The 20,725-nt window shown below is 43.7% G+C and carries 15 protein-coding genes; 8 read left to right on the forward strand and 7 right to left on the reverse strand.

The genetic code is table 11. The features are described from left to right. The first annotated feature begins 9 nt into the window (after positions 1-9). From EHO57_RS04640 to EHO57_RS04650, 3 genes are read left to right on the forward strand one after another with little or no spacing between them, the layout of a single operon-like run. Positions 10-1,944: a hypothetical protein gene (locus tag EHO57_RS04640; protein WP_135646288.1), complete on the forward strand. Its 1,935-nt coding sequence runs from the start codon at positions 10-12 to the stop codon at positions 1,942-1,944. Between the two features lie 14 nt (positions 1,945-1,958). Then, positions 1,959-5,627 carry a hypothetical protein gene (locus tag EHO57_RS04645; protein ID WP_135646287.1) on the forward strand — a complete coding sequence of 1,223 codons (3,669 nt, stop codon included), beginning with the start codon at positions 1,959-1,961 and terminating at the stop codon, positions 5,625-5,627. 5 nt (positions 5,628-5,632) lie between these two features. After that, the gene (locus tag EHO57_RS04650; RefSeq protein ID WP_135646286.1) at positions 5,633-7,408 is read left to right on the forward strand and encodes a serine/threonine protein kinase; all 1,776 of its coding nucleotides are present in this window, start codon (positions 5,633-5,635) and stop codon (positions 7,406-7,408) included. 33 nt (positions 7,409-7,441) lie between these two features. On the opposite strand, the gene EHO57_RS04655 is transcribed toward EHO57_RS04650, so the two are convergent. Next, entirely contained in the window at positions 7,442-9,475 is a 2,034-nt protein-coding gene (locus EHO57_RS04655) for a serine/threonine protein kinase (RefSeq protein WP_135646285.1), read from the reverse strand. 811 nt (positions 9,476-10,286) lie between these two features. Then, on the reverse strand, positions 10,287-11,564 hold the full coding sequence (locus EHO57_RS04665) for a PilZ domain-containing protein (RefSeq protein WP_135646284.1): 1,278 nt from the start codon (positions 11,562-11,564) through the stop codon (positions 10,287-10,289). Positions 11,565-11,741: 177 nt separating this feature from the next. Here EHO57_RS04665 and EHO57_RS04670 point away from each other — a divergent pair, with 177 nt between their 5' ends. Beyond that, complete coding sequence (locus tag EHO57_RS04670) at positions 11,742-12,269, forward strand: hypothetical protein (RefSeq protein WP_135646283.1); 528 nt, start codon at positions 11,742-11,744, stop codon at positions 12,267-12,269. Continuing rightward, positions 12,269-13,057: an enoyl-CoA hydratase/isomerase family protein gene (locus EHO57_RS04675; protein ID WP_135646282.1), complete on the forward strand. Its 789-nt coding sequence runs from the start codon at positions 12,269-12,271 to the stop codon at positions 13,055-13,057. Before EHO57_RS04670 ends, EHO57_RS04675 begins: the two co-directional genes overlap by 1 nt. Positions 13,058-13,129: 72 nt before the next feature. On the opposite strand, the gene EHO57_RS04680 is transcribed toward EHO57_RS04675, so the two are convergent. The 5 genes from EHO57_RS04680 to EHO57_RS04700 form a co-directional block, all read right to left on the reverse strand. After that, on the reverse strand, positions 13,130-14,395 hold the full coding sequence (locus tag EHO57_RS04680; protein WP_135646281.1) for a hypothetical protein: 1,266 nt from the start codon (positions 14,393-14,395) through the stop codon (positions 13,130-13,132). 185 nt (positions 14,396-14,580) lie between these two features. Then, positions 14,581-15,336 carry an LIC_10740 family protein gene (locus EHO57_RS04685; RefSeq protein WP_135646280.1) on the reverse strand — a complete coding sequence of 252 codons (756 nt, stop codon included), beginning with the start codon at positions 15,334-15,336 and terminating at the stop codon, positions 14,581-14,583. Next, complete coding sequence (locus EHO57_RS04690) at positions 15,317-16,408, reverse strand: N-acetylmuramoyl-L-alanine amidase family protein (protein WP_135646279.1); 1,092 nt, start codon at positions 16,406-16,408, stop codon at positions 15,317-15,319. The genes EHO57_RS04685 and EHO57_RS04690 overlap by 20 nt, the downstream gene beginning before the upstream one ends. After that, the gene (locus EHO57_RS04695) at positions 16,375-18,036 is read right to left on the reverse strand and encodes a DEAD/DEAH box helicase (protein WP_135646278.1); all 1,662 of its coding nucleotides are present in this window, start codon (positions 18,034-18,036) and stop codon (positions 16,375-16,377) included. The genes EHO57_RS04690 and EHO57_RS04695 overlap by 34 nt, the downstream gene beginning before the upstream one ends. Further along, on the reverse strand, positions 18,033-18,833 hold the full coding sequence (locus tag EHO57_RS04700) for a class I SAM-dependent methyltransferase (protein WP_135646277.1): 801 nt from the start codon (positions 18,831-18,833) through the stop codon (positions 18,033-18,035). The genes EHO57_RS04695 and EHO57_RS04700 overlap by 4 nt, the downstream gene beginning before the upstream one ends. A 158-nt stretch (positions 18,834-18,991) precedes the next feature. Here EHO57_RS04700 and EHO57_RS04705 point away from each other — a divergent pair, with 158 nt between their 5' ends. From EHO57_RS04705 to modB, 3 genes are read left to right on the forward strand one after another with little or no spacing between them, the layout of a single operon-like run. Further along, on the forward strand, positions 18,992-19,447 hold the full coding sequence (locus EHO57_RS04705) for a RidA family protein (RefSeq protein WP_135646276.1): 456 nt from the start codon (positions 18,992-18,994) through the stop codon (positions 19,445-19,447). Next, positions 19,447-20,019, forward strand: coding sequence for a hypothetical protein (locus EHO57_RS04710; protein ID WP_135646275.1), 573 nt, complete (start codon positions 19,447-19,449; stop codon positions 20,017-20,019). Before EHO57_RS04705 ends, EHO57_RS04710 begins: the two co-directional genes overlap by 1 nt. A gap of 21 nt (positions 20,020-20,040) precedes the next feature. Next, on the forward strand, positions 20,041-20,721 hold the full coding sequence (gene modB, locus EHO57_RS04715; protein WP_135646274.1) for a molybdate ABC transporter permease subunit: 681 nt from the start codon (positions 20,041-20,043) through the stop codon (positions 20,719-20,721). Positions 20,722-20,725 lie beyond the last annotated feature (4 nt).

A 20,725-nucleotide genomic window follows, 5' to 3' on the forward strand; every position in this document is an offset into this window, starting at 1 on the left:
AGACCAACCATGCCGGATGATAGAACAGTCGAGTTCATACAATACCATCGTCCCGATCTAAAATCGGGAGATTACACTTTGGAATTCCAACACCAGATCGACTTGGGATTCGGTGATAAAGAATCATTTTCGGAAACAAAAACATTTTCAGTACGCGGAGAAAGATTCAAGATCTCTGATGAAGAGATCGTGGCTTGTTTTCCTCCAGACGGAAGTTTCGGCGACTTCTCGAATTGTTTACCTCATATCGTTATCTCTAAAGCTACCTTGCCTTGGGAAAGATCCGCAGGAACCGAAACAAGTGGAACTCCGTGGCTTGGACTAATACTATTGGATTCCTCGGAATTCGGCCAAATAGTTGCAGAAACAACTCCGATAGGAAATTTAAGCATCCCGCTTGAATCTGGCGATTCCTCTTCCGATACTTGCAGGACACTTAGTTTGAACAAAACTTTCCTGGATTCTATGCTCCCTACTGAGAGCGAAATTAATCGTCTAACACATATTAGGCTGGTAGAAACCACAGACAAAGTGAATACGACCCAAGACGGAAAAGGAGAATTCGCAGTAGTAGTCGGGAACCGTTTGGGAAAAGCAGGATCTGCCAGCGCTGTGCATCTGATTTCTCTAGAAGGCTATTACGATCCGTCTATGAAAGATCGTTATACACCGGACTCTAACGGGAATATAAAGATCGTAGTCCTGAAATCATGGAGTTTCTTTGCAGAATCGGAACAGTTTACATTCAAACATTTGATCACTAACTTGGATCGCAATCCATCCACGGTTAGGTTACCGGATCTTCTGGGTTCTTCCTCAGTCGCGCAAAACAAAATCAATGCGGGCTACGTTCCTTTCCCTCATCATTTGCGGCAAGGAGATAAGACGGTTTCATGGTATCGGAGCCCTCTTGTTCCATATTCGACTCCTTCTACTACTTCCTTTCCAGTTTCGACTTCAGACGAATTGACCGCTTATGACTCGATCAACGGAGTATTCGATGTTTCTTATTCCTCGGCTTGGGAACTGGGACGCATGTTAGGACTTCAGAGTCTTTCTTTTTCTACAGCTTTATATAGATGGAAACTTACTCAAAAACGCCAAGACATTCTAACGCAAGAGAAGAATATGATCGCTCAACTACTAGGAGATCCATCCATAGTGGTTCAGGGCGGCGGGACAGGTACTGATTGGCTTGATACGATCAATAATTGGTTAGGACAACTCTCACTTTTGGTAGGAGTTCCTTTTTCCTATCTTATACCGGACGAAAAAATGCTTCCTCAAGAATCGGTACGGTTCTTCGAGTTGGATCAAAACTGGATAAATTCCCTAATAGACGGAGCATTCAGCTTAGGCAGATCCACAGCCGGAGATCTTGAGCACGATCAAAAAACTGCGAATTCGATCAGGAATTCCGCGACCCAAGCTTCCCTCTCTGTCAGAAATCCTTTGGACAATTCTAACACGTCACCCGACACTCCTAAAACGATAGCCGGATTGATACTAAGGTCTGCTGCAGTAGCAGGATGGCCAAACATGGAAATAAGAGCGTTTAACGTTCCTCAAGCGGATGCAAATAGCTTGCCGAGCGGGCAATTGACATTGTTGCGGATGGATCGTTTATCAAAAGACGTTCTTCTTTGTATTTTCTCTGGAGATGCACTTCAATTCGATATCCAACTTCCTTCGGAAGGAGTTCATTTCGGGCTGGATTTCGACCAAACTTTCAGCAAGGAACTCCGAGATCCGGATGGTGACTTGGAGAATAATGCGATACTGGATAATATTCCATTTCGGGATCTTTTTGGGGTATTAAACATAGACCTTCTATCTTCGAACATAGTGCAAAAACTAAATCTTCAACCGGAACAATTCACATCCGCGCAATTCGCACTGCAAATGGTAGAAGGCGTGGACAAGATCAGTTTTCTTAGGGTATAGGAGCAAAGCATTCGATGAGTCCGGCAATTAACAATTCTTCCTTTTTACTTGTTCCAATCGATCTAGATGCGATGTGTGTCGGCAAAAACGATTCGGAACAACGTACATCTCTTACCGCACCTGCCACGGCGAATTTTGTCACCTTACCATACGTAGGTGGTCCTCAAGGAGCGAATCTAAGTGATTTATTCGTAAACAAACCCTTCCAATCTGAGAGTCTTCCGTTAAAAATAGGCGTCCATCTTCATTGGGCTCTCCCTGATGCGTTAACCCAAGGACAGCAGACTAAGAACAACGATACCGGAAATGATTCGGTTCAGTTTCCGGAAGTACCGAATCGTTGGCTTGTAACCCGGATCCTAACCGATATAAGCGGCGAAGCCGGAACATCTCAAAAATCGTGGGTCGTTGAATCGGATTTTCTTTCCATGGATGCGAATACTTATTATGATCATACGAATATTCCGTTCAACAAGGGAGGAAATTACGCGTATTCCGAAAGTAATCCGCCGTTCAGATATATGGGACGGACAATCGAATTAGAAAAATGGACGGAAGATCCCGATCCGAATATAGAAAGGTTGTCTCCATTTACTGTAATAGGATATGGAGAACCGCGCTTTGCATCCTATTATCCGAATTGCAGGACCGTATTCGGTTTTCAAGATACGTTCGCAGATCTAGTCAATTTCGATCCGAAAAATTTCTCCATCAGCTATTCTGTCCTTGGTTGGTATAGCGATTTGAATAAGGACCCGATCTATTCTTCCGCCGATCTTTCAAAAAAGTTAGATGATTACAATTGGGATCTTCCTACGGGAACTTCTCCTTCTTCCCCTTCTCGTATGGTATGCACGGGAATGTTGGGAGACGTAAAATGGGATCCGTCCACGGATTATATTAGTACTAAAACTGATTTAAACGCTTCTCTAGTATCTCTTGCAAATACGAATTCGGAAGGCTTAGCTTCACTTCTCTCAGGCATCGTCCAAGTCTCAGGCATGGACCAAAGTCAATTGGAAAGATTCATTGAAGCTCTGCAGATAGGATACTTGGATAAACTATCCGATGCGGGAGCGATGGCGGAATTAGACAGGGTACTCCACAAAAGTTTTTTCAGTACGAAGGAAACTGAAACATTATGGACGATACTTCCGGCCGATCCTAAAAACCAAGACGCTACCGGATTATCCAAGCAAAATTCGGAAGATCTCAATCAATTGAATCAATATCAATTCGAATCGGATCGATATAACGCGCAGATCCTATCCTTAAGAAAACAGACATTCTCCGATTGGTACAAATTCATCACTTCCTTATACCCCGAGTCTGGAAGCACTGCCTCGGTAAATTCGAACGATATTAGAGAATTAATAGAATCTAATATGAGCGATCAATCTACCGCACAATCTCTTTCTAATTCTCTTAGTACTCTTTCTTCTCAGATCCTTTCTCTTTCTCAGAAAATTTCCAGCGATATTGGAAGCCAATATTCTTTAAAGTCTATCGAAGCTCCTCGATTCTATCAGCCTAACGATCCAATTGTACTCATATCCGGACCCGATCTGCAACCTTCCGGTCGATACGGATTCGACGGTGCATTTTCGGAAAGCGGAGGATTATTATGCAGAACAGATTCTCAAACTTCTTCCCAGTTCCAATTTGTTTCTTCCGGAACCACCTACTCTATCTTGGCAAGTGAGATGCCTAAATATCCCGACGTTTCCAACTTACCTTTGGGAAATATTCCGAACCAACTTCTTGCGGAGTTATATTACCTTGATCCCAGTCAATGGAGCGTTGTCTTAAAAGCCGGAGCAGTCACATCTATTCCGGCTGCATTAGAAGAACTTAAAATAGAATTCAACTCTTCCGGCTCGGATACGTTCTATAAGAATCATATTTCTTCCGGGATCGTCCCTTCTCCTTTACAATTCAAAACATGGGCCCAACCTTGGCATCCGATACTACTACAATGGAACTTCGCGTTTCGGCCTTACCAAACCATTCCGACTGTTTCAAGCGGAGTAGAACTTCCTAAATATTCTCCCGATTTTATTCAACAAAACTGTAAACTTCCAGATGGGGCGATGGACATTCAATATGCGGGAGAAAATTTAGGGAACGAACAAAATTACGTCGGAGCAACTATCTTAACTCCGCAAGCTATCAAGAGCTTGAAGGATCGTGTTCAGGATTATCTCAAATATTCTTCGAATTCTACCGTGGAAAAAATCCTAGATCAATCGGCGAATATTCCAGTTCTTTCGCAGGCGCTTTCCGGATTTAACGACGCTTTAGCAATGCAATCCGTAGAGATGCAGTTTTCAGTATATAATCCTTTAGCGCACGGCCTCGAAAAATCTTTCAATCAGAGGGTTCAGTCATTCGTTTCCAATGCGAACGAAAGTAATCCTCTACCGGATATCAATTTCAATCCGATCCGATGCGGACTCGGTCGTATTCAAAAACTAAGAGTTATTGATGCATTCGGCCAATACAGAGACTACGATATTCCTAAGACGGTAGCATCTAGAAGTCTTTACATACAAAACGATTCCTATCCAGCCTTCCTATCTCCTAGATTCGTCCAACCTGCTAGATTATTGTTTAGATGGCTTTCCGCATCGGAAGATACAGAGGAAATGAACAGTATCAATTCGCCGATCCATGGCTGGATCCTTCCGAACTATCTGGACGGAAGTCTGGAATTTTACGACGTCGCGGGGACTTCGATTGGAACGATAGCATCCTATAACGAAAGCGGAATTTTTTTCGAAAGCTCTCCCGGTGTGGATCCGTTGGTTACGATCCGGGCTCAAGATCCCGATTTCTCCGCAAAGATGAATACTGCATTTGCAAATTCCCATATTAGAGAATTTGCATCTAATATTTTGGGCAAGGATTCAGATTTTTTGGGAGCATTTATACGAACCTTAGATCGTTCCCTTCAATTTATCGAACCGCAGAATTTCGGCGAAACCACTAGTTTAGTACAGTTAGTCGGACGCCCGATCGCAGTAGTACGTGCAAAGCTAAAATTAGAGTTGAAAGGCAATCCAGTCCAGAATCAAAGCTGGTCTTCTCTGCAATATAATATCTCAAGCCAGAACGGACCGGATATCGCCGGATTCACCGACGTTTCATTCCCTCTTCGATTAGGGAGTGCTCTCCAGTACGAAGACGGATTAGTAGGCTTTTATTTGGAAGAGAAAGCAAAGACCGACTTCTCCAATTTTTATTCCTCCCATTCGGACGGTTCCGATCCTACAATCGTAGTTCCTTCCGAAACTACGATCACCTTAAAGCCTGATCCTGGAGCCGATCCAAGTACGGTCTTTCTTCTAATGGATCCTAGAGCTGCAATTCATGCGACGACTGGAATTCTGCCCAAAAAGAGGATAGATATTCCGAGATATCATTATGCTCCTGCACTTGAACAAATGAGCGTAACGTTCTTCGCCGCTCCTATATTGACCAGATCGGATAGACTCGAAATACCGCTTCCTAAAATAGCCGGATTCAATTGGTCTTGGGTAGAAAGAGAATCCGGATCATGGCAGAATATTTCTCCTATCCAAAAGGTCCGCACGGATACGAACTTTTCCGACTCATTGCTTCTGAGAGAAGGCTGGCTGAAATTAAAGTCCGCTGACCAAAACGAAAATCATAACGGTAATTAAAAACGATGCCTACTTCAATACACCCGCTTTCCATTTCCATTTCTCCCGTCGATACAAACCAAAATGCAATCCTGTATGTTCCAAATACGGACGGCACCCAAGTTCCTGCAAAAGATTATTTTACATTAAAAATTCTTAATAATGGAGATCACCCAGCTTCATTGAAAGGAGGAGATCCGGTTTCTGACAGCCAGACTTCCGGAGGCCCTGCCTTATTTATAATCTACCTGCCGGATAGTATATCTTTCGAATCCCTTTCTTCGGTACGATTGGATCCTGCATCCGGATGGAAATTAAAGTCTTTCTCGGACGACGGAGTTTATTTAGCAGTTTCTCCCGCAAGCGATACAATCGTGCCGGTTGGCGGAACGATTTCGATCTCTTTTATCGGCTTTACTTCCATACCCAGACAGATACCGCAAAGATTAAGCGTGAACGTTTTTAATGTGGATATTTCGATGATTGGAACAGGAGAATATGACTTTAACGTATTCGTACAACAAGTTCCCAAACAGGGAAACAAGGACTTGATACTGGAGTCCAGAACGACTGACAGCAATATAGTATACGTTACATCAGATAGCGATCCTGCCAACAGTGAAAACGATCTAAATTTCTACTTAGTAAGTTCAGGTCGTTCTTCGAACGCTATTCCGGCTAAAGCGAACCAAACTTATCTTCGCATCTCTTTCGACACCGGAAAAGAAATGGGAGATGTCGCAGAAGCTACAGATCTGGAAGCGATAATCTTGGGAATAGTAAGGGCATATAAGAATAACTTCTCCTCCAGTTTCGAAAGAATCGGTAAGATACCTTCCTGGAAGTTCACAGCTGCAACCGACATATTTCTAAACGGAGGAAGTGACGATCGGATCGAGTTCGGCATCGAGAAATTGGTCACCCATCTTTCTCCAGGCATCGCCAAGGTATATATAGAATATTATAATATACCAGGATATAACGACGGTTATTCGGATTTTACTCTGACCAAGGAATATCCGGAAGCGGTGATCAGCGGTTTTTTTTCATCCGATTACTCTATTATAGGGGGAAATTCCATTCTACTCCAATGGGAAACGGAAGGAACTTCGTATTGCACTCTCGAAGCTTCTACAGGGAATTTGTTGGATGAGAACGGTCAAACGATCCCCGCCTTTCAGTCCTTTCCAACATTTCAATCCGGAGTGAAAGTAACTCCCGTTCCAATAAGCCCTCCACCTGCCTCGGGAGGGATCATTTTTTCGATTTCTCTTCATGCGTTCAGCTTGGACGGAAGAAGCAGCAGTAGAGAAATCGGAATCCAAGTCCTTCCAGTTAGTTGTTCCTTATCCGCCTCCAACTTGGATCCGGTTCCTCCCGGAACGGCGGTCACATTAAGTTGGACTTCTCAAAATGCGAGATCTATCAGCCTGGATCAGGGGATCGGAGATGTAAAGCAACAAGGGCAGATTTCAGTATCTCCACGAAATACGACCAGATATACATTGACCGCTATCGGATTACAAACTGTTACTTCTTCCGTTGTAATCACCGTAGATGTGTTGTTTATCAACTACTTTCGCCCGGATGCTTCCGTGGTAGGAATAGGAGAGCCGGTTCAAATCAGTTGGGATATTGCATTTGCGGTTTCGGTAACTTTAAACGGATCGCCTGTCTCCGCTTCAGGCTCTATGAGCTTTTCGATCAACGTATATTGCCAAACGTTCACTCTGGTCTGTCAGGGTAAGAACGGGCAATCTCTTACGCAATCCTTCGATGTATACGGCTCGGGCGCGATGTAAATCTCAGACAAAGAGAAAATTAGATAAATATAATTAAGATACGTTAGGATTTACCGTATACGATTGAGAGACCGGACCACCGGGACCTTGGGCAGTCAAAACAAAGGTAACACTCTGAGGAGCATCCCCCGTCCCGGCATCGACAGAAACTGTCCCCGAAACGGCGTCTGAAACCACACCCCCGTTCGCAATCAGTTGACAGGAAACTGCAGCTGCGGTCTGCCAATCGAAATTTGCTTTGGCTGTCTCAAAATAGAATTTATTCATCTGCCAATAACCACTCATGCTAACGATCTGAACTCCGTCCGTCGTATTAATCGATATGGATTGAGAAACCGGACCGTTCCCACCGTTACATGTCAACGTAAATGTATTGAACGTATGAGTTAAAGGAAGCTGAATGCTACCTTTTGCAGAAGTGAGGACGGTTCCGTTAATATCAAGTGAGGATGCAAATTCGGTGTCCCATTGAAACGTTATCTGATCACCTAGTTTCCCGGAGGTCGCACTTGCGATAAAACTATTAATTTTCACGGTCTGCACATGAACGACAACGGAAGAATTAATCGGTCCATATAATCCTTGAGCGGTCAGAGTATATACCGTATCATGAGTGGGAGAAACTTCAAGAGAACCCGCGGAGGAAACGGAACCTAATCCTTGGTCTATCGAAAGAGAGTGCGCATATTGGGAACTCCAACTTAACATTACCTTACTACCGAATGAAATAGGATCGCTGACCGACGCCACCAATGAACAACTTACAGGCTCAATCAAGATCCCGATCTGCTTGGTATTACTTCTGCCATCCAGAGTAAAAGCCGTGAGTCCCACTGAAAATAAAACAGGTGCGCCGGAATTCTGCACATCTGGCAAAACCGGCGTTATCTTTAAACCAGACTCCATCTGAGAAAAAGTCTTATAAGTCGGAATAGTCTGACCTCCTATATCGGAAATGCTCCCTATATTCGAACTCAAAGTACAGTAGTCCGCGCCTTGGGTTTGCCACTGTAGAGTAATAGAATCTCCGTTCGCGATCTTGTTTGGAGATATGAAAAAAGCACTGATTACGGCCGCAGGTAATTCTTTTTGGAGGGAAAAGCTAGCATAACCGTCATTAAAACCGGGAATATCGAAAAATTCAAGGTATACGTTCGCAATCCCGGGCTGTATATGACTTATCAAATTCTGCAATTGAAATTCCAACCTGTCATTACTTCCGCCGTTTAAAAATACGTTGGTACTGGCGGTAAATTTCCAAGTCGGAACAGTTTGGATCCTCTCTACGGAAAGAGTGAATAAATTCTGATAGTTTCTCAAAAGAGAAATACTAGCCAATACCGCGTCGGCAGCACTAGTCAAATCCCCCAACCCATCGCCGGTATCAAAGGAAATCCTAATATATGAAAGATTCGCAATTGCGGGTATCGTAATTGCATTAGGATCGTTACTCATTAAATAAAAGTTAATATCGTTTTCGTTATTCGTAGCCGATCCGGAAGGGGTCAGGTAGATAGAGGAAGAATTTTCCGAACCCGCAAATAAAACCAGATCCTTATTACCCGCTTTAGGAACCTGTAAAATAACCGTATTAATCGAGTAGATGCCGTCACCGACGATCGAAGAGTCCAAATTGTACAAATTAAGGTTCAAACTTTGTGGAATTAAACGCGGAGTAGAAGTTTTGAAACCGGTGAATTTGATGGCGATGCTCCCATTTGCCGGAATGGAAGTATCCGCAATAGGAGAAAGCATCAAATATAGACCATCATCCGAAAAACTCTTAGCCTTCCATCCAGTCTGAGGATCTATTTGGATTGCTTCCAGATCCGAGGCCGTAAATGAAACGGGAAAAAAAACGCTGAGTAAAAAATTACCGGAAGGAATCGATTGGTCGGATACTGGAGTACCTTGTTTTAAAAGGATAGATTGCTGACCGTTATTCGAAAGTTGGATTTCGAAAATTTTATCCGACGGAACTGGATCCCCCGATTGATTAGGAACATAAATGATCGCATTTCCTTGCGAGTCCAATGGAGAAAATTTTACATTTAATGTTCGATCCATATTCCGATCCTGTAATGGTTCATTAAGAACTTATGCTTATAATATCCGAAAAGACGGGGCTTACCCTTTACTCCCGGAATTCCAAATAGAATAGATCATCATGTCAAATTCAAGTCAAAAAACACAATTTACTAAACTTATTAACGAAAGAACTTAATATCTGGGCCAAGTTATATTCGAATATGCTAAAATAAGAGAAGGAATGAAAAAGAAATAATTAGGCAGCCTCCTTTATCATCGATCGATTCACAGTCCGTCAGGTAAAACTTTACATTCGCAAGCAATAGATAGAAACATCGAGGCCTAAAAGCCCCCTTTGCATATTCACATACAGGGTCTTTAACTGGAAAAATTAACACGATTTCAGAGTTTCGATTTTTCCGATCTTCTTAACTTTTAAAAACAGTTTAACTTGAAATCGCGAATAAAAGTATGCATAATGTTATTCAATAAGATTGATCCCTATTCACATGGAACCAATCTCAAAGTTTCTGACATAGAAAGATGTCAGCGCTAGCCCTGCTTTTTCTTCCATTTTAAAGCATATTCTTTTTCCAACTATGAAAACCAAGTAGCAGAAGGAAACCATAGAGTTTTAAGGACTGCATTTGCGGCTTATGGATATATAAAGCCAAAGTATTCTCAATTGTATCTGAATGAGTTTAGCTTCATTAAGAATGCAAATGTATTTGGGTCGGATGTGTTAGTTGAGTCGGTTAGTGATGATTCTTGTTTGAGTGGGGATGCTGTTTCTGTCAATCCGAGAGCCGGGAAGAGGGAGAAGGCAGTTCGGATTGACAGCAAAAGATGATTACTCCGAAAGCACTTTCAGTTTCTTTTCGAAAATGTAGTTTTGCAGGAAGACCATGTCATCCGGATTGGAATCGAAGAAGTTTACTCCGAGATGGAACTTTCCGTCGGGCAACTCCAGGAAACGGACGACTTCTCCCCTAAGAACAAGCTCCCTTTCATGAATCGGCACAAACATTTTAATAATATTATGTTTTTTTAAATATTGAAAAGTCCTTTCGTCCTCTATTTCATAAAGGAGTCCATTCATACTGATGTCCAAGATGCGGGTTACGGCCTTCTCGTTTCGAAAATTGTCCTGGCGAATATATACCTTGGTTAAGGCATACGTCAGGATCTCACCTAATTCCTCGATATATAATGCCTGTTGTTGCACGATAGAGAATTTATCCATGGCGGTGGTATAAACCCGTATATACCCGATCGGATCATTAAACAGTCGTATCGGTGTTACTATATAGGAGATCATAAAGTCGCGGATCTCCTCTTTTTGCAGCTCTCTAAAAAACTCGTCCGCTTTCGCCTGGTTTTGGGTCTTAACAAGATGCAGATACTCGTCCCTGAAATTATCCAGGAAAGGATCCTTCTCCTCTCCTATATAGTTCATGATCAGGGAGCAATCAGGTACATATACGGATCGATTGTATTTGCGAATGAACCGAGTGAGAAAACTTTCTTCTTTCCCAGGACCGAAGAATACGATCTCAAAATCCTTGGAAACTCCCAGGATATAATCCGTAGCCATTAGATTGATCAGCTTCAGACTTGGATTGTCCTTCTTGATCTCCTTCATTAAATGAAAGAAACGTTGCTCCACACTTAGGTTCTTTCCAAGCTCTCTTTCTCCCCCGCTCAAGGAACGATAGAGGATCACATAATTCATGAATAGATCGTCTACTGCGACCCGGATATTCTTTCTAAAGGCGGCTGCTTGTAATTCCGAAGGGATCTTTATCCGTACATGATCCTCCCAAAAATCGAGGAGGACGACTTCGAATTGATAGAGTATATTCAAAATTTCGAAACTGATTTTTGCACGCAGAATTCCTTTGGGCTGAAGATATGGAACATAGAGTATGAGCGTATCCTCTCCGACTTCTTCTACAATGGAATTGAGCTTGTCCCCCTCATAATCGAAAGGGAATTCTCTCTGATCCGCCTTTAAGCTGTAAAAGAGATGTTTCACCAAATTGATATCTGAGCCGATGATTGTTTCCCCAAACATCGTTTCCAAAATCGTTATCAGTTCTTGGAGTGTATCCGATCGTCCTACAGCCATACGTTTAAAAGGAAAAGACTTCCCCTATCTATATTTCGACTCCGCGCTATCCTGAATTCAGTTTGTCTTTCAGGAAAGAAGACACCGAATCTTTTTTCTTCGAATGAGACATATATGCGGCATTTGAGGAAGGAAATTGTTCGGGGGAATTTTTATGCTTTTGCCGAAAAATAAACCATGGCAGAGAATAAATCCGAACTCAATCCAGAACTCTTCGATATGATGCGCCAGGGCAAACTTTCCGCGAGCAAGATCCTGAACCTGATCTCTCTGCGAGAGATCGTGGATAAATTCGCATCCAAGCCTTTCTTAGAAGAAGAAAAATTGGCCGAGATCAAACAACTCACTGGAGTCGAGCCGGATATTCTCACTTGGGGGGATTATTTCCAAACGGAGATCGCTTCCCGCTATTTCGATAAGACTGATTCCGATTTTACAAAGATCGTCGACACGATCCGTTTCGATATGATCTCCGCTCATCTTATCTTCTCCGATAAGCCGGATTACTTCACTGATTCTGTTAGAGGCCAAGCTATCGCTTCTCGCTCCATCGATAGTAGCTTCTGGAGCCTAGAAGACGAAGAAAATATCCATCTAGAGATCCTTCTGGATTATTTCGAACAGATGGGATTGGGCGAAAAACCTCTTGCCGTTTCCGATAGAGTTTGGTACGAAAGTTTCGAGCTCAAACAGGAAGCGGTTTAATGGCATTAGTCGAATCAGAAACAGTAGAACTATCCTCCGAATCTAGAATAGAGATCCTTTATTTAAATAATCCGGAAACCAAGAACTCCATGACCGTACCTATGGGTCTGGAGTTTAAGGCACAGATAGAGAGATTAAAAAAAAATCCTCCTCGCGCAGTAGTAATAACCGGTAAGAGCAATATTTTTTCCGCAGGGGGTAATTTTGAATTACTCAAATCCTTTGCGGAGAAGTCCTTCGAAACGAATAAGAAGGAAATGTTCGAATTCTATAATCTTTTTCTCACAGTACGGGACTTAAATGTGCCTGTGATCTGCGCTGCAAACGGTCATGCGATCGGCGCGGGCCTTTCTATCACTCTTGCCTGTGATCTAAGGGTCTTTGCCAACGATGGAAAATACCAATTCAATTTCGTAAAACTGGGCATCCATCCTGGAATGGGATCTAGCTTTCTAACTAAGGAGCTTTTCGGCCAGAGCCTTGCGAATCGTCTTCTATTCTTAGCGGAGTCCTTAAGCGGGCAAGAATGTCTTTCATTAGGAATTTGTTATGATTCCGTTCCGAAAGACGAAGTGTTGCAAAGAGCGATCGAGATCGCTATCTCCATTTCGGAAAGCGCCCCTATGGCGTTGAGCGAACTTAAAAAGAATTCATACGATAGAGAAAGCTTGAACGCAGCACTTCGCAAAGAAGCGGAATCTCAAGCATTGAATTTTATCTCCCAAGATTTCAAAGAAACGATCAAGTCCATAGAAGAAAAGAGAAAGCCCGTCTTTAAGGGATTCTAGGCTCGATCTTTCAATCGTTTAAGATTGAGGCGTTATTCGAAAGGATCACGGCAGGGCCTTACTCGAATATACTTAAAGATTCTTTAATAAAGGCTTTAAATCGATCAGTATCTGTTCTTCGGGAACTGTCAGATCCAGCTTTTCGACTTTCTTCGGGATCCTTCCGGAAGAAACGTCATCGGAGAGGGCTTTTATCTTTGTGAGTATCTGTTCTTCCGTGCAATTCGAGATAGAAATGATATTCGGGATATCCCTTCCCCAAGAGAATCTAAGACCGGGAGAATCCACAAAGAAAGACTCGGTAATTCCGTCCCCTTCTTTGTCTATCATCGTGTAAACGGTAGAATCTCCGGTAATTACGGTGACCTTCTTCCCTTTCAAATAACGTTCCACTTTGATCCGAGTATTGGTCATATCCCGGTTCCAAAGATAGTAATATAGTTTGTCTATCTGAGAATCGATAAGCTTGTCTACGGCGGCACGATAAAGCTGCCCGTATTTCTTTCCGACTTCTTCTTCTCCTCTCATCAAGCCGTCCACTTCTCTTGGAGTTGTAGAATGCAGATAAAAATCGGGAGCTCCGTTAGAAGCATTACTGTAGAAATTTTGGTCCCTTCTATCCCCAGGATAAGGATTCGAATCGGGAGAAGAATTATTCAAAAAACCTAATAGAAACCTTTTTCGCTCCTGCGTTTTCGCTTTCAATTCCTCGTAACGGGTCCTTAAGGAAGTCGTCTTAGGGGAATCCTTGCCGTAAATTCTCTCCGTCCTGGAAAACTCGGCGAAGCTAGCCTTCTCCGCTGCATACAGCTTCAAAAGCTCGTCGTCGTATTTTACAAGGAGATCGAATTCTTTATTTTTCTGCTCCGGCTCACTTGTTTGTACCGGAGCAGGGGCCGGGTTTGGTTTATCATGAGGATTAGTGCTTGCAGTTTTACTAATGGAGTACGATCTTTCCGATTCGGGAAGTTTAGAGTATTCCTGTTCTAATTCTCTCATTCGAGTGAATTTATAGATCTTACTTAAGTATTCCTTCTCCTTCTCCCGAACCTGAACCGGATCGTCGTAGCCATCCTTTAAGAGAGTAAGTTGCCCTCTTTCTATGATGAGAAGCGTGGACTCGGATGTATCCTTATTCAGGTTGCGATCCAGAAGAGGTTTTCCTTCCTTGTCGATCAATTGGATAGAATGAAATGCAAGTCTGTCTGTGCGAAAATCGCTGATATTACCGATATCAGGAGAGATTTGCAGATCGGGTGCGGCATAATCCGTAGAGATTGCAGTTATAAACAGCAAAACAATGCTAAGACGGAAAAGAATGGAACGAGAACCGGACATGACTGCTTTGAATATCGGTAAAGTCGAGGTCGAAAACAAGACCGGCTCGGGATTTTAATCAGCTTGGCCCCCACCCTCATCGGGTGGTGGAGGTGGGTCCCCAGTGGGAGAAGCTCGCCTCCCCTATATCAGAAAATCATTCTTTTTGCAAAGTTAAAATTTACTCGAAAATCCTGTGGGAACTCTTATCTCGAATGCGAACCCGAAAGTGAATATGTGAGTCCGTTAAGATCGGAAGTTTCTCCGCCTAATCTGTATTCGATGCGTTTAATCTCCGGAAAATTCTCGAATAAGGTCTTCTCTACGGCCAGAAAGGCGGAAGATAAAAGCAGCAGTTTTTTACGGCCAATCTCGGCGGACTTTTGCTCTTCTGTCAACTGACTTGCATACGTATAATCGATACGGAACTTAATCTCGCTTAAAAGATTTTCCAAAGTGGATTTGCGAAAGTCGAGAATAAGAAGGTCTCCTCTCTTCCAAATGGAGATGACCGAGTCTTGCAAGTTCGGTAACTTTTTTAGATTTCGAAATTGTGCAGTAGAATTTGGAACGCTTGGATCGAAATAATTGGACTCTCCCGTTTCTCCGATCAGAGTAAGAGCATCGTGTCTGAAATCTTCTCCAGTTAATAGAACTCTTCGTTTAACAGGATAGACCTGACCTTCTCCGTCCGATTCGAAAATGACCGCTTCTTTTCTTGGATCGATATTAGGAAGATCGTAGAGAGTAAAAGGCACGAGTAGTTTAAGCGGGTTCTTGCCCGCCAGAATGAAACCTGTCAGGAATAATAAGACCGTGATCCATGAATACGTTAGGAACAACATCCTCTTGGATTCGGGAGAATCGGAAGGTCGAGTCGCCAGGCCGAAAATCCAGGCATAAAAAGCTTCCCAACGAGCCAGGATCGCAGCCCAAATTTCCTTAATCTTTTGCAAGTTCATACGCTCTCACACCTTCTAAAATGCTCTTTGCCAATTTTACCTGTTGGGTCTTGTCAGCCAAGAGATCCGATTCTTTGGAATGGGTAAGGTAACCCATTTCCACCAGAATGGCAGGCATTAAACTCCCCCGAAGCACGGAAAAGTCGGCCTTCTTCACTCCTCTCGACAATATCTTGGGACCGAGGTTTTTTTTCATCTCGGATTCCACACTACGGGCGAGCAGGCGGCTCCTTCTTTGGATGAGAGAGGACATCATTCCTGCCTGGATCTTTCTATACGGAACCCCTCCCTTCTTGCCGGAGATCTTGTTTTCGAATAGGGAGATCTCTCTAGCTGCCTCCGTCGAGGGTGTTTGGGAAAGATAATAAACCTCGTAACCGTTTACATCGTCGGAGATGGAAGCATTACAATGTAAACTGACGAATAGGACGGAGCCTCCCTTTTGGAGTTCCGAGTTTGCGATCTCGGATCTTCTTTCCAGTTCTATGAAAGAATCCCCTGCCCGAGTCAGGATCACACGAACTTCAGGATACACTTTGTTCAGGAATTTCTTCAGGAATTTTGCAACCTGCAAAGAGACCATCTTCTCTTGGATCCCTTTCGGAGAAGAAGTTCCCGGATCCTTTCCTCCGTGTCCTGCATCCACTATGATCGCAGAAAGCCTGAGCCTCTCCGCCTTAGGTAGAAGATCGAAGACCAGTTCTCCATCCTTGAACTCGTAGCTTACATCTCCCGGCAATAATCTAACAAAGATCGCCTCGACCATATCAGGGGGAAGAAGAAAGTCCTTGTCCCTATAGATTACCGGTAAATTCGTTTTTTCTAAACTACCATTGATAGCATAAAAGGAAGCGCCTATTCGGAAACGGATCTCTCCTGTAGCATGAGAGATGGAGCCTACTAAAGTAGCAGACTCGAATTTTGGCTGGAGACCGGGAATGTGCTTTCGAATTTCTTCGAAAGGCACATATCCGTTCTTGCCTATCGTGGATATTCTAGTCTCGGCAGAGAGAGAAATATTCCAGAAAAGGAATATTCCTAACCCCCAAAGAAGGATTTGATCTTTTTCCAAATGGATTCCTTCTTTTTACCTGGGCCCTTACGGGATTCGTTGATATCGAAAAGATTCCGTTTCTTTCTATCGTATTCTTTGTTTTGGTTCTGTCTTTTATCCGGACGATGATTGGATGCTTGAGCCCCGCTTCTTTGCTGATCTTGGCGTGGTTTTCCCTTCTTTTTGTTCTTGAAGTTCTTGTCCTTTCTGTCGCCCGAGCTCCCGAATACGTTATCTGCCTTTTGCAGGAATTCCTGAGCCTCTTGGATGGCTGCCTCCGGTCTTTGTTTCCCGCCGGATCTTTGCTTGCCTGGTCGAGAATCTCTGCCTTGGCCCTCTCTACGATTGTCTCTGGAGTCTCTATTCCAATTCTTCTCGCCTCTTCCTCCGTTTTGGCTGAAGTCTTTCCGAGGTTTCTTGGAATTCCAATCCCTGCCCTGGCCTCTGTTCCCATTCCTTTCCACAGGAGCGTTATCGAAAGCGTCTCCTCCGACAAAGACCTGGAATTCTCCGGAAGGAAAGATGAGAGTCTCTTCTTCCACAGGGATCACATCTATTTTTTGTTTCAGATATTTTTCTATCTTTTCCAACTCTACGTAATCGGATTCGGAGCAGAAGCTGATGGATCTACCGACCCTTCCTGCTCTTGCAGTTCTGCCGATCCTATGCACATAGTTTTCCGTATCTTGAGGAAGATCGAAATTGAAAACTACTTCGATATTTTCTACGTCAATCCCACGGCTCGCCACATCCGTCGCCACCATGAACTTGAACTTGCCAGACTTAAAGTCTCGCATCAATCTAAGACGCTTCTTTTGGTCTAGATCGGAAGAGATCCCTGTGATCGGGATCCCGTATTTCCGGAGAGAATACACGATCTTAGGGATATTCGCTTTAAAATTTGTGAATATGATCCCTTGACCTTCCATCGCCTGGCCTAGGATGGAATTTACCATGTACGGCATCTTCTCCTCTCTACCCAAGTGAACCAGCTTCTGATCGATCCTTTCCGTGATCAGTTTATCCGGATTGATCTGTATCTCCACAGGCTCGTTCATGAACCTGTAAGCAAGGCGCATAACTTCGACGGAAAGAGTCGCGGAGAATAGAAGGGTTTGCTTTCTATTCTTGCACTTATGAAGAAGCCAACGTATATCGTTGATGAACCCCATGTCCAACATGCGATCCGCTTCGTCCAGAATGAAGAACTCTACTTTGTCCAGATTGGCAGTGCCGCTTCTTGCCAAGTCGATCAAACGTCCGGGCGTAGCAACGATCAGACCGTTCAGTCCTTCCAAGTCCCTGTTCTGGGTCTTGTAATCCGTTCCTCCGATAATGGAAACTACTCTATAGTCGGTATGCTTTAAAAGCTTCTCCGCTTCTTCCGAGATCTGGATCACTAACTCTCTTGTAGGAGCAAGGATCAAAGTGCTGATGCCTTGGATGCCTTTGCTTAGGATCGTGTGAATAGTTGGAACTAGGAACGCAACTGTCTTTCCAGTACCGGTTTGCGCAAGACCGGTTACATCTTTTCCCTCTATGCCAGGAGGGATTGCTTTTTCTTGTATTGGTGTGAGCTCAACAAAACCTGCTTCTTGGATTGCCTTTTGCAGGTTGGGCTCGAGATTTAATTCTTCGAATTTCATATTTTTTTAATCGCGATTGAATGGAATGTGTCGGCGTAGCAGGAGAGATTTGCATAGCGGACGAAAAGTCGATGTGTCAGGAATTTTCCCTTCCATCCCCTGTCTCTATTAGGGTGGTAGGACATAGGTTTCCTATATACCGTGACGAGACCGTACATTTTCAACATTTTTTTAAGAGAATCAGGTGAGTAATCCCAAAAATGGTCCCTTGGATGAGTGCGAAACCATCCCTCAGGGTCCGTTTGAAAAGAAGGTCCGTTCAAAGAGGGAAGTCCTAAGAACAACATGCCTCCCGGTTTGATCATGGAGGTAAGTTTCTCCAAAACGACTTCCGCATTAGGAAAATGCTCTATTACAAAAAAAGCACAGACCGCATCGAAGGTCTCTTCGGGAAGGATGCTTTCATCTAAGAAGGATCCGGTGATCACATCCAGACCTAATTTCTCTCTGGCGTATGCTGCTTCCGTTTTAGAAAGCTCCAAGCCCTTTACCTTATATCCTTTTTTCTCCGCCTCGGATAAGAAAAAACCAGCGGCACAACCCACTTCGAACAGTGTCTTGCCTTGGGGACTTTGAAAAGAACTCATCATCTCCAGACGACGTCTGGCAAGGTCCCTAAGTTGGACCTCGTCTTCGTAGTACGTCTTCTTGTATTGGTTCTTGTATTCTTCTTGGAAATACGAGTCTTCATATTTCCTTTCCTGGGCTAATCGATAGAAATGGACCCCCGTGCGACGACAGACCATATAGGCGTCGGGAAACTGAGGATGGGGTTCCAGTTCGAGTATAGAGGACATGCTTGCCTAACTGAAGCTTGTCATAGACTCATCCTTACGTAAAGGAAAATCCCCCTCTCTAAAAGAAATACACAGGGAAAAGAATCCTCCGAATCTGCTTGAAAAAACCCTTACCAATCCAGGAATAGAAGAGAAAGAAGAATAGGAACACCTGCCGAATGAGCATATTGGAAAAAATCAAATCCCTTGGGTTGGAGCTCCCGCCCACTCCTAAGGCAATCGCCGCATATATACCCGCTTCCCGATCCGGAAATCTCGTATTTACCTCGGGCCAACTGCCTATGAAAGATGGAAAGCTAATGCTCACAGGGACCCTTGGAGCAGGACTCGGGGTAGAGGACGTAAAGGCCGCTGCGGAACAAGCCGCACTGAACGGACTGGCCGCCATCAGCGGAGTGATCGGAGACTTGGATCAGATCAAGTCCATAGTCAAGATAGGGGTCTTCGTGGCTTCTTCTCCCGACTTTACGGAACAACATCTAGTCGCAAACCATGCCTCGAATCTATTACTCAGTATTTTCGGAGAGGCAGGACGTCATGCGCGCTTTGCAGTCGGAAATTCCTCCTTACCTTTAGGAGCTCCTGTAGAAGTGGAGATGACGGTTTCCTTATAATGATACGTTCCTTGTTGAGAGATCTAAGCCTTGCTGTTCCGGCCTTTCCTATCGTATTGAATGGCTGGAGCAAATTCCTCTCCCAGCTCCTCGGGAGATTCATAGAATTCTATTCCGAGAAAAGCGCTAAGGAAAAATTACTCTTCGTATTAGCATTATTGCAATTGCTATTTAGCTTAAGTAGTTGGATCAATTACTCCATCGATCTGGGAGTAGGATCTTCTTCGGATTTGACCTCTAGGATAGGGAACTTACTTGGCTTAGTGCCGGAGAGCAACGGAAAAGAAGAAGTGAATGTAAAAGTTGCCGCAAACATCTTCTTTATCCTCCCATGTTTCTTAACTTTTTTCTTTGGAGGATTTTGGACAAGTCCTTGGGTCAGCAAAACCATTCTAGCTCTCCAAGCTTTTAGCGGACTCTTATTATTATTGGGGATCTTATTTCCAGGCTTCTTCTTCGTAAGCTTCTTAAAAGAAGAAGATTACGTATACAATCTGAATTTCTTCGCTTTCTGCATCGCCTGGGCGCTTACCACACTGGTCTCTTTGGGTTCTGGGAATTCCAAAAACTAAGAGACGGCATTCATTAGAAAAATGGGATCTTTCAGCTGGGACTCCGTCCGATCTCCTCTGATCCTTACCTTACAAGTTACCTTGGTATCTACGGTCTTTGCGACTTTAGTAGGGATCCTATTCGCCTACCAAATGTCCAGAGCTCGCTTTATCGGGAAGGCTCTCTTGGACGCAGTGTTCACCTTGCCCATGGTACTCCCTCCCACAGTTTTAGGATATTATCTCTTAGTACTATTCGGAAAGAAAGGGATCCTGGGGTCCTTTCTATTGGAGCATTTCCATTATTCTATATTATTTAATCTGCATGGAGCAATCCTCGCTTCAGCAATCGTTTCCTTTCCCCTGGTTTATAGATCCGCAAAGGCCAGCTTCGAAGACTTGGACCCGGAATACGAAGAGGCCTCTTATACCTTAGGAAAATCCAAGTGGGCCACTTTCTTACTCGTGATCCTACCTCTTTCTTGGAGAGGGATCTTAGCAGGCTCGATGATGGCATACGCAAGAGGCATGGGGGAATTCGGGGCCACTCTTATGGTCGCAGGGAATATCCCGGAAAGGACTCAGACAATCGCATTAGCGATCTACGATTCGGTTCAGGCAGGAAACGATACTTTTTCCCTTTTGTTAGTAATTGTTGCTTCTATTACTTGCATCTTAGTATTAACCTTGGCAGGAACTCTACTAAAAAAACCTCACTGGTAAAGGC

It is taken from the genome of Leptospira langatensis, from assembly GCF_004770615.1.
GTDB lineage: Bacteria > Spirochaetota > Leptospiria > Leptospirales > Leptospiraceae > Leptospira_B > Leptospira_B langatensis.

Excerpts from the sequence above, each read along its gene's own strand:
- EHO57_RS04640 (WP_135646288.1), top strand. The coding sequence starts at position 10 with ATGCCGGATGATAGAACAGTCGAGTTCATACAATACCATCGTCCCGAT.
- EHO57_RS04645 (WP_135646287.1), top strand. The coding sequence starts at position 1,959 with ATGAGTCCGGCAATTAACAATTCTTCCTTTTTACTTGTTCCAATCGAT.
- EHO57_RS04650 (WP_135646286.1), top strand. The coding sequence starts at position 5,633 with ATGCCTACTTCAATACACCCGCTTTCCATTTCCATTTCTCCCGTCGAT.
- EHO57_RS04655 (WP_135646285.1), bottom strand. The coding sequence starts at position 9,475 with ATGGATCGAACATTAAATGTAAAATTTTCTCCATTGGACTCGCAAGGA.
- EHO57_RS04665 (WP_135646284.1), bottom strand. The coding sequence starts at position 11,564 with ATGGCTGTAGGACGATCGGATACACTCCAAGAACTGATAACGATTTTG.
- EHO57_RS04670 (WP_135646283.1), top strand. The coding sequence starts at position 11,742 with ATGGCAGAGAATAAATCCGAACTCAATCCAGAACTCTTCGATATGATG.
- EHO57_RS04675 (WP_135646282.1), top strand. The coding sequence starts at position 12,269 with ATGGCATTAGTCGAATCAGAAACAGTAGAACTATCCTCCGAATCTAGA.
- EHO57_RS04680 (WP_135646281.1), bottom strand. The coding sequence starts at position 14,395 with ATGTCCGGTTCTCGTTCCATTCTTTTCCGTCTTAGCATTGTTTTGCTG.
- EHO57_RS04685 (WP_135646280.1), bottom strand. The coding sequence starts at position 15,336 with ATGAACTTGCAAAAGATTAAGGAAATTTGGGCTGCGATCCTGGCTCGT.
- EHO57_RS04695 (WP_135646278.1), bottom strand. The coding sequence starts at position 18,036 with ATGAAATTCGAAGAATTAAATCTCGAGCCCAACCTGCAAAAGGCAATC.
- EHO57_RS04700 (WP_135646277.1), bottom strand. The coding sequence starts at position 18,833 with ATGTCCTCTATACTCGAACTGGAACCCCATCCTCAGTTTCCCGACGCC.
- EHO57_RS04705 (WP_135646276.1), top strand. The coding sequence starts at position 18,992 with ATGAGCATATTGGAAAAAATCAAATCCCTTGGGTTGGAGCTCCCGCCC.
- EHO57_RS04710 (WP_135646275.1), top strand. The coding sequence starts at position 19,447 with ATGATACGTTCCTTGTTGAGAGATCTAAGCCTTGCTGTTCCGGCCTTT.
- modB (WP_135646274.1), top strand. The coding sequence starts at position 20,041 with ATGGGATCTTTCAGCTGGGACTCCGTCCGATCTCCTCTGATCCTTACC.